This is a genomic window from Pseudomonas sp. R62 (assembly GCF_000257605.1).
Classification (GTDB): Bacteria; Pseudomonadota; Gammaproteobacteria; order Pseudomonadales; family Pseudomonadaceae; genus Aquipseudomonas; species Aquipseudomonas atacamensis.
In genome coordinates this window covers 1,356,916-1,365,023 of the sequence record NZ_JH635998.1, presented here as the reverse complement: position 1 = coordinate 1,365,023, position 8,108 = coordinate 1,356,916, and the positions used below count along the sequence as shown (strand labels likewise).

The following is an 8,108-nucleotide window of genomic DNA, read 5'->3' as shown; positions in this document are numbered from 1 at the left end:
GATCAATGCCCAGCGCTCGCGGTGCAGGCGTTTTTGCTGGTCATCGGACTGTGGCCGTTCAGCTTGCCAGACTCTGGCCGAGTAACCGGCCTTGCTCACCGCGTCGAGCAGGGTTTGCGTATCGACCTGGCCGAGCAATTCGATGTGCGCACGTTCGTTGGCCAGATTGACGCTGACGCTGCTCACGCCTGGGACTTTGCTCAGGGCGCGTTCGACGCGACCGACGCAGGACGCGCAGGTCATGCCGTCGATGCTCAATTCGACGGTTTGCCGGGGCACGCTGTAACCGGCGCGCTCCACGGCTTGCATCAGCGCCGGCAGGCTGTCGCCGGGCGCCTGTACCCGCGCCTGTTCGGTGGCGAGGTTGACACTGACGGCACTGGCGCCGCTGACCTTGCGCAGCGCTCGCTCGACACGCCCGGCGCAACTGGCACAGGTCATGCCGGCAATCGGCAGATCGAAAGTGGTGGATTCGGACATCGGTCGCGCTCCCTGTAGTGGATGTCTACAGGATCAACCTTGCCATGCGGGCAAGGTCAAGCACCATTCCGCAAGATGTTGATCGTTCCCACGCTCCGCGTGGGAATGCCTCCTGTGACGCTCCGCGTCACGCTTCGGGACGCAGAGCGTCCATGGCTGCATTCCCACGCAGAGCGTGGGAACGATCGGCAACGGGTCGGCGCTTGGCTCAGTAACCGAGGCCGGCCGGCTTCAAGTACACGCCTTCGGCATTCATCGCTAGGCGGAACTTCCGCACATCCCCCGCGTGCAGCACGACTTCCTGCGAGCCCGGTGCGAGCATGCCGGGGTTGCAACCCGGTGCCTGGCCCGGCAGCAGTTTCAAGCGCAGCGAAACCTTGCCCGGCGGCAAGTTGAACGACGTGCTCTGCTCCTGGAACAGGCGCGCCGAGAGCTGGTCCTGGATGTACACGCCGATTTCGCACGAGGTCGCCACTTCGAGGCGCTCGCGGGAAATGATCAGTACCGCGTAATCCTCGCCGGCGGCTTGCACCTGCGGGACGGCGGCGAAAAGGCTGAGCAAGCCAAACAGGCCCAAAGCTGACCAGCGCATGGCTGAATCTCCTGAATTTCAGTCATTGATGCATGCAGCTTGGCCGAGCGCGGCGCCGATTGCCAGCCCGGCAGTTTTTCGCAGAACTTGACCTTGCCATCGTGGCAAGCTCGAGACTGCCGGCAACCTCACTCAAAGGAGTCTTCCCATGCAAGTGTTCAACGTTCAAGGCATGTCCTGCGGTCATTGCGTCAAAGCCATCACCACTGCGATACAGGCGCTGGATCCGGCGGCCAGTGTGCGCGTCGATCTGGCGGCCAAGGAAGTCGGCGTCGAAAGTGCGCTGAGTGCCGATCAGGTCATCGCAGCGATCCGCGAAGAGGGTTATGAGGTGAAGCTCGTCTGAAATTGATCGTTAGCGAGCTATCGGAATGTTCAAGGCGTCCGGGCGCGGCTAGACTGTCGGGCTGCGACTTGCCCACCTGGATGCCTGATGAATTTCCGCACGATTTTGATACTCGGCGCCTTGAGCGCCTTCGGTCCTTTGGCGATCGACTTCTATTTGCCTGCCTTCCCGGCCATGGCGCTGGCGTTCGGCACCGATGAGCAGCATGTCCAGCTGACGCTGGCGGCGTACTTCCTCGGTCTGTCGCTGGGCCAACTGGCTTACGGGCCGATTTCCGATCGTTTCGGCCGGCGACTTCCGCTGCTCAGCGGCGTTGCTCTGTTCACCCTGGCGTCATTGGCCTGCGCCTACGCGCCGAGCCTGGAATGGCTGATCGGCGCGCGTTTCGTCCAGGCACTCGGTGGCTGTGCGGGGATGGTGATTTCCCGCGCGGTGGTTGCCGACAAGTGCGACGCGGTGGGCTCGGCGAAGGTGTTTTCCCAATTGATGCTGGTGATGGGCCTGGCGCCGATTCTGGCGCCGATGCTCGGTGGGCTGCTGGTCAATACCACGGGTTGGCAGTCGATCTTTCTGGTGCTCACCGGGTTCAGTGCGGCGGCGGGTCTGGCGGTGGCGTTGGGGCTGCCGGAAAGCATGCCGGCCCATGTGCCGCGCCAGCCGTTGTCCGGTGCGTTGCGCCAGTACGCGCGACTGGTCAAGGATTCGGTCTACCTCGGCCACGCCCTGACCGGCGGCATCGCGATCGCCGGCATGTTCGCCTACATCGCTGGCTCACCGTTTGTGTTCATCAAGCTCTACGGTGTACCCGCCGAGCATTTTGGCTGGCTGTTCGGCACCAACGCGGCGGGGTTCATTCTGGTGGCGCAGGTCAATGCGCGTCTGCTGGCCAAGCGTGGCCCGGCGTTCTTGCTGGTGCGCGCGGTGTGGGTGTATTTCCTCGCCGGGCTGACGCTGTTGGCGGTCGGCGCGATGCGTCCAGAGGCGTTGTGGCCGTTGCTGATTCCGCTGTTCATCTGCATTGCCAGCCTCGGCTGCATCATTCCCAACGCCTCAGCTTGCGCAATGAACGGTCAGGGCGCCCGTGCCGGCAGTGCATCGGCAATGCTCGGTTGCCTGCAATTCAGCATCGCCGCCGGTGCCGCCGCGTTGGTGGGGGTGTTGCACGATGGCAGCGCCGTGCCGATGGCGATGGTCATCAGCCTGTGCGGTTTGCTGGTGGTGAGCGTCGCGCTGCTCACCCGGCGTTTGCAGAATGCCCGGGCGCTGGCGCAAGCCCAGGTCTGAACGCTCGACTTTGGAGCTCAGCCGGCGGCGCGCTGCTGGCTGGGTTCGGGGATTCGGTGGGGCGCGCAGAGTCGCGCTTCGAGGGTGCGAGTGAAGGCCAGAGCCTCGGCTTCACTGCGAAAGGTTACGACGTGCTGGTCCAGGCGCACCTGCCATTGAGACTTTGCCACTTCTTTTATCAGGATCTTCATTGCTGACCTCCCTTGCGTAAAAGATGTATCGCAGAGGCTTCGATTGTAGACCTCGATACCCGCGTAATTGTGACAAGGGTCAAGCAACCGACTGACGGCAAAAAGCCCCGCAACCGCTCTGGCATCACGAGCGGTTGCGGGGCTTTATTTTTTTAGAAACCTTCTAAAACAATTTTCCCCTTGGCCTTGCCGCTTTCCAGCAGCTCATGGGCGCGTCGCAGGTTGGCTGCGTTGATCACACCGAAGTGCTCGCCCAAAGTTGTCTTCAAAGTGCCGGCGTCGATCAGTTCGGCGACGCGGTTGAGCAGCTTGTGCTGTTCGATCATGTCCGGCGTTTCGAACAGCGAGCGGGTGTACATGAACTCCCAGTGCAGCGACAGGCTCTTGCGCTTGAGCAGGCTGATGTCGAGGGACTTCGGATCGTCGATCAGCGCCAGCTTGCCTTGCGGCGCGAGGGCTTCGACCAGTTGCGGCAGATGCTGATCGGTCTGGGTCAGGCTGGCGACGTGGGTCACGTTGTCGATGCCGGCGCGCTTCAATTCTTCGCTCAGTGGCTGGCTGTGATCGATGACCAGATCGGCACCGAGTGCGCTGACCCAGTCACGAGTTTGCGCACGGGAGGCAGTGCCGATGACTTTCAGGCCGGTCAACTGCTTGGCCAATTGAGTGAGGATCGAACCCACGCCGCCCGCCGCACCAACGATCAGCAGGCTTTGGCCTTCATCGTTGCTGCCCTCGCTGATTTGCAGGCGCTCGAAGAGCAATTCCCACGCAGTGATGGCGGTCAGCGGTAGCGCGGCGGCTTCGGCAAAACCGAGGGACTTGGGCATGTGACCGACGATGCGCTCATCGACCACGTGCAACTCGCTGTTGCCACCGGCCCGGGCGATCGAACCGGCGTAGAACACCTTGTCGCCCGCCTTGAACAGGGTGACTTCGCTGCCGACCGCCTTGACCACACCGGCAACGTCCCAGCCCAGCACTTTCGCCGTGCCGTTTTCCGGCGCCACGTTCTGCCGCACTTTGGTGTCGACCGGGTTGACCGAGATGGCTTTGACCTCCACCAAGAGGTCGCGCGGGCCGGCGACCGGCTCTGGCAGTTCGATGTCCTGCAGGGACTTGGTGTCGCTGATCGGCAGGGACGCGTAATAGGCAATGGCTTTCATAAGTGGCTCCGTACAGTTGATAGAGGAAGGATTCAGGCAATCTTGCCGAGGCGTTTGAGCTGGAAGTGTTCGATGGTGTGGCCGGCGCTGGCCTGAAACTTCTGAAAATGCGCGCTGGCGTTGTGCGCCTCAAGAATCTCGTCACTGGCCCACTGTTCGATGACATAAAAAACCTGCGGATCGGCAAGGTCGCGGTGCAGGTCGTACTGACCACAACCGGGCTCGGCGCGGCTCGGTTCGACGAGGGCACGCAGGGCCTGTTCGAGAACGTCCTGCTGGCCGGATTTAGCGGTCAGGGTGGCGATAGCGGTAAAGGGCTGGGACATGCGTGGACTCCAGAATCGGGATGAATTCGATGGAGGCCATCATTGGCTATTTCTCTGCGCGATAAAACCGGCTAAAAGAGCAGTCTCTTTCAATATTTTTTTGATAATCGAGGCTGCGCATGCTGCGTTTTGATGACTTGCAGTTGTTTGTTCGCGCGGCGGATCTGGGCAGCCTGTCGGCGGCGGCACGGGTGATGGACATGTCTGCGGCGGTGGCCAGCGCGGCGTTGAAGCGCATCGAGCAGCAACTCGGTGCGCGGCTGCTGGCGCGGTCGACCCGCAGCCTGCGCCTGACCGCCGAGGGCGAAGGCTTCCTTGAATATGCCCGCGCCGCCCTGAGCAATCTCGACGAAGGCCGTCGACTGCTCGCCAGCGGTCAGGATCAGGTCAGCGGGATTTTGCAGCTTTCGGCGCCCTCGGACTTCGGCCGCAATCTGCTGCTGCCGTGGCTCGACGCGTTCCAGCGTGAACACCCGAAACTGACGGTGCGCCTGCTGCTTGGCGACCGCATCGCCGACCTGTTCCGGCAACCGGTGGACATCGCCCTGCGCTACGGCGAGCCGGAAGATTCCAGCCTGATCGCCTTGCCCATCGCGCCACACAATCGCCGCGTGTTGTGCGCATCTCCCGATTACCTGGCCCGGCATGGCGAGCCGCGCCAGCTCGAGCAACTGGCCCAGCACAACTGCCTTTTGTACATGCTCGGCAGCCGCGTCCACGACCACTGGAGTTTTCACGATGGCAAGCGCGAAGTCGGCCTGACCGTGAGTGGCGACCGCTTCAGCGATGACGCCGACGTCGTGCGGCTATGGGCTTTGGCCGGTGCCGGTATCGCCTACAAATCCTGGCTCGACGTCGGCGCCGATGTGCTCGCCGGACGCCTCAAAGTGCTGATGCCGGAACTGCTGTGTGAGCGCGCACCGCTGAATCTGTTGTGCGCCCATCGCGCACAATTGAGTAAGCCGGTGAACCTGCTGAGGGAGATGCTCGCCAGCCGATGCGCCGAATTGAGTAGCCAATTTCCCGGTTTCCTCAAAGTTGATCATTAGTCGCAGGCAATTAGAGAAATTTCTGTCAGGAACAATCGCCACCTGCCCAGGCCCAGGCGCAGGACGTCTGGCTTAACCCGCTTATACTAGCGCCCGCCTCATGCCTGCACTGACACCCGGCGCGCAGACCCCGTAACGCGTTGCCGGCTTTTGGTGACGGTTGCTACTTCTGCTGCCAGGTTGTGTGCCGGAGCAGCTGGTGTCGGTGGCATCCCTTGCCACCGATCCCGGGCGATTTTCGCGTGTTGGCCGATGCCCCATAACCGGCCAGGATGTCTCCGAGCGGTAGACGATACGATTCAACAGGGAGTGAACATATGGAACATGCACCGTGCATCAGCCAGATCGCGACATTGCTGGCCGACCCCAAGCGCAGCGCGATGATGTGGGCGTTGATGGATGGCTCGGCGCGGCAAGCCGAAGAGCTGGCGCTGCTGGCCGGGCTCTCGCCGTCGTCGGCCAGTGCGCATCTGGGACGCCTGTCCGCAGGGGGGCTGTTGAACATCGAAATGCGTGGGCGCAAACGCTTCTTTCGCCTGGCGGCACCGGAAATCGGCGCGGCGATCGAAGCACTGGCCAGCGCCACCATTGCCAGCGCGCCACGGCAAATCCCTGATGCGCTGAAACGCACGGCTCCCATGGTCAGACCACAGGCGGCGCCGTCTTCGCTGTTGCGCGCGCGGTTCTGCGACGATCATCTGGGCGGGACTTTGGCGGCCGATCTGTATCAGCGCCTGCTCGATGCCGGCTGGATCGAACAGCTTGAGCAGCGGGTGGTGGTGACGCACAAGGGCTCCACCCGACTGGCCCAGCGCGGAGTGTTCATCCAGGCCCTGGCCCACCGCAACGTGCAGGTCGCCTGCGCCTGCCCGGACTGGAGCGAGCGCCGTCCGCACATGGGCGGCTCACTGGGCGCGGCGCTGTTGCAGTTGTTCATGCAGTCCGGCTGGCTGACCTTGCCCAACGACTCCCGCGCCTTGCAGTTGACCGCCACCGGCCAGCGCGAAATCCATCGCTTTGCCAAGGAAACCGAGCTGGAAACAGCGTTCTAGAGCGTTGCTCGGCGATGAGCTGAAGGCTCACGTCGTCCACGGTTGTGAACAGGTCGCATCCAGTACGACCTCTGTATGACCATCGCGCACACTCGATCCGGGGATTTTCCGGATGGGGGAGCACAACATGAATACACAACGCTTTAGTGCGGCTGAACGCCTGGAACGGCTGCCGCTCAGCGGCTATCACCGCGTCATTTTCATCATCATCGCCTTGGCGTTTTTCTTCGATTCCATGGATCTGGCGATGATGACTTTCCTGCTCGGCTCGATCAAAGCCGAGTTCGGCCTGAGCAGTGCGCAAGCGGGGTTGCTGGCCAGCTCGAGCTTTTTCGGCATGGTGCTCGGCGCGTCGCTGTCGGGAATGCTCGCCGACCGCTTCGGGCGCAAACCGGTGTTTCAGTGGAGCATCGTGCTGTGGGGCGTGGCCAGTTACCTGTGTTCGACGGCGCAGACGGTGGAGACGCTGACGCTGTTTCGCATCCTGCTCGGAATTGGCATGGGCATGGAGTTTCCCATCGCACAGTCGATGCTCTCGGAGCTGATTCCAGCACAACGGCGCGGGCGCTACATCGCCCTGATGGACGGCTTCTGGCCGCTGGGGTTTGTCGCGGCGGGCGTACTCTCGTACTTCCTGCTGCCGCTGATTGGCTGGCGCGATATCTTCCTGGTACTGGCGGTGCCGGCGGTGTTCGTTCTGGCGATCCGCTTTTTCATCCCTGAGTCGCCGCGCTGGCTGGAACAGGCCGGGCGCGACGTCGACGCGGACAAGGTGTTGAACGGTATCGAAGCGCGAGTGCGTGCTTCGCTGGGCGGTGCAGCCTTGCCGGAACCGGTTCGTTCGCCACGCACGGTGACGCCACCGGGTAATTTCTTCTCGGCACTCAAGCAGATCTGGTCGCCGCAATATCGCCAGCGCACGACGATGATCTGGAGTCTGTGGTTCTTCGCATTGTTGGGTTTCTACGGGCTGACTTCCTGGCTCAGCGCATTGCTGCAGCAGTCGGGTTTCGCCGTGACGCAATCGGTGTATTACACGGTGCTGATCTCGCTCGGCGGGATTCCCGGCTTCCTCATGGCGGCGTGGCTGGTCGAGCGTTGGGGGCGCAAACCGGTGTGCATCGTCACCCTGCTGGGCGGCGGGGTGATGGCGTTTCTATACGGGCAGAGCGCGGTGTTCGGCGGTAACGTGGCGCTGCTGATCGGCACCGGATTGTTGATGCAGTTTTTCCTGTTCGGCATGTGGGCGGTGCTCTACACCTACACGCCGGAGCTGTACCCGACGTCCGCACGGGCAACCGGCTCGGGATTCGCCTCGGCCATCGGCCGCGTCGGCTCACTGCTCGGGCCATTGGTGACCGGGCTGGTGTTCCCGATTACCGGGCAGGGCGGGGTGTTCGCGCTGGGCGCGGCGTGCTTCGCGATCGCGGCGGGCGTGGTGTGGCTGTTCGGGATGGAGACGCGGGGCAAGACCCTGGAAGAGCTGACCGAAGCGCAGCCATTCAAATAAACGCAGCACCCTGTGGGAGCGGGCTTGCCCGCGATGGGGCCAGCAAATTCAACATCTATGTTGACTGACAATCCGCTATCGCGGGCAAGCCCGCTCCCACAGGTATTGATGT

Annotated in this window: 10 protein-coding genes; 5 read left to right on the top strand and 5 right to left on the bottom strand. The window is 62.7% G+C overall.

The features are described 5' to 3' along the window. Both OQK_RS07480 and OQK_RS07475 read right to left on the bottom strand, forming a co-directional pair. On the bottom strand, window positions 1-480 hold a 480-nt coding region (locus OQK_RS07480), incomplete at its 3' end, for a heavy-metal-associated domain-containing protein (RefSeq protein ID WP_038860705.1). A gap of 208 nt (window positions 481-688) precedes the next feature. Continuing rightward, on the bottom strand, window positions 689-1,072 hold the full coding sequence (locus OQK_RS07475) for a hypothetical protein (protein ID WP_016771826.1): 384 nt from the start codon (window positions 1,070-1,072) through the stop codon (window positions 689-691). Between the two features lie 148 nt (window positions 1,073-1,220). Here OQK_RS07475 and OQK_RS07470 point away from each other — a divergent pair, with 148 nt between their 5' ends. Together OQK_RS07470 and OQK_RS07465 are read left to right on the top strand one after the other, a co-directional pair. Then, window positions 1,221-1,418, top strand: a complete 198-nt coding sequence (locus OQK_RS07470; RefSeq protein ID WP_016771825.1) for a cation transporter — start codon at window positions 1,221-1,223, stop codon at window positions 1,416-1,418. Between the two features lie 87 nt (window positions 1,419-1,505). Then, window positions 1,506-2,702 (top strand): multidrug effflux MFS transporter, encoded by a 1,197-nt coding sequence (locus OQK_RS07465; protein ID WP_016771824.1) that lies wholly within the window; start codon window positions 1,506-1,508, stop codon window positions 2,700-2,702. A gap of 17 nt (window positions 2,703-2,719) precedes the next feature. Here OQK_RS07465 and OQK_RS30760 read toward each other — a convergent pair whose 3' ends face one another. The 3 genes from OQK_RS30760 to OQK_RS07455 form a co-directional block, all read right to left on the bottom strand. Continuing rightward, window positions 2,720-2,893: a hypothetical protein gene (locus OQK_RS30760; protein ID WP_016771823.1), complete on the bottom strand. Its 174-nt coding sequence runs from the start codon at window positions 2,891-2,893 to the stop codon at window positions 2,720-2,722. 152 nt (window positions 2,894-3,045) lie between these two features. After that, window positions 3,046-4,059, bottom strand: a complete 1,014-nt coding sequence (locus tag OQK_RS07460; RefSeq protein WP_016771822.1) for a zinc-binding alcohol dehydrogenase family protein — start codon at window positions 4,057-4,059, stop codon at window positions 3,046-3,048. Window positions 4,060-4,091: 32 nt separating this feature from the next. Then, window positions 4,092-4,385 carry a putative quinol monooxygenase gene (locus tag OQK_RS07455; protein WP_016771821.1) on the bottom strand — a complete coding sequence of 98 codons (294 nt, stop codon included), beginning with the start codon at window positions 4,383-4,385 and terminating at the stop codon, window positions 4,092-4,094. Between the two features lie 119 nt (window positions 4,386-4,504). Between OQK_RS07455 and OQK_RS07450 the strand changes: the two genes are divergently transcribed. The 3 genes from OQK_RS07450 to OQK_RS07440 all read left to right on the top strand — a co-directional run bounded on the left by OQK_RS07450 (window position 4,505) and on the right by OQK_RS07440 (window position 7,996). Further along, window positions 4,505-5,434, top strand: a complete 930-nt coding sequence (locus tag OQK_RS07450; protein ID WP_016771820.1) for a LysR family transcriptional regulator — start codon at window positions 4,505-4,507, stop codon at window positions 5,432-5,434. A 317-nt stretch (window positions 5,435-5,751) separates the two neighbouring features. Then, on the top strand, window positions 5,752-6,486 hold the full coding sequence (locus OQK_RS07445) for an ArsR/SmtB family transcription factor (protein WP_016771819.1): 735 nt from the start codon (window positions 5,752-5,754) through the stop codon (window positions 6,484-6,486). A gap of 127 nt (window positions 6,487-6,613) precedes the next feature. Further along, window positions 6,614-7,996, top strand: coding sequence for an MFS transporter (locus OQK_RS07440; protein WP_016771818.1), 1,383 nt, complete (start codon window positions 6,614-6,616; stop codon window positions 7,994-7,996). The last annotated feature ends 112 nt before the right edge of the window (window positions 7,997-8,108 follow it).

What these genes read in the sequence shown, in the direction of transcription:
- OQK_RS07475 (WP_016771826.1), bottom strand. Translation starts at nt 1,072, where the DNA reads ATGCGCTGGTCAGCTTTGGGCCTGTTTGGCTTGCTCAGCCTTTTCGCC.
- OQK_RS07470 (WP_016771825.1), top strand. Translation starts at nt 1,221, where the DNA reads ATGCAAGTGTTCAACGTTCAAGGCATGTCCTGCGGTCATTGCGTCAAA.
- OQK_RS07465 (WP_016771824.1), top strand. Translation starts at nt 1,506, where the DNA reads ATGAATTTCCGCACGATTTTGATACTCGGCGCCTTGAGCGCCTTCGGT.
- OQK_RS30760 (WP_016771823.1), bottom strand. Translation starts at nt 2,893, where the DNA reads ATGAAGATCCTGATAAAAGAAGTGGCAAAGTCTCAATGGCAGGTGCGC.
- OQK_RS07460 (WP_016771822.1), bottom strand. Translation starts at nt 4,059, where the DNA reads ATGAAAGCCATTGCCTATTACGCGTCCCTGCCGATCAGCGACACCAAG.
- OQK_RS07455 (WP_016771821.1), bottom strand. Translation starts at nt 4,385, where the DNA reads ATGTCCCAGCCCTTTACCGCTATCGCCACCCTGACCGCTAAATCCGGC.
- OQK_RS07450 (WP_016771820.1), top strand. Translation starts at nt 4,505, where the DNA reads ATGCTGCGTTTTGATGACTTGCAGTTGTTTGTTCGCGCGGCGGATCTG.
- OQK_RS07445 (WP_016771819.1), top strand. Translation starts at nt 5,752, where the DNA reads ATGGAACATGCACCGTGCATCAGCCAGATCGCGACATTGCTGGCCGAC.
- OQK_RS07440 (WP_016771818.1), top strand. Translation starts at nt 6,614, where the DNA reads ATGAATACACAACGCTTTAGTGCGGCTGAACGCCTGGAACGGCTGCCG.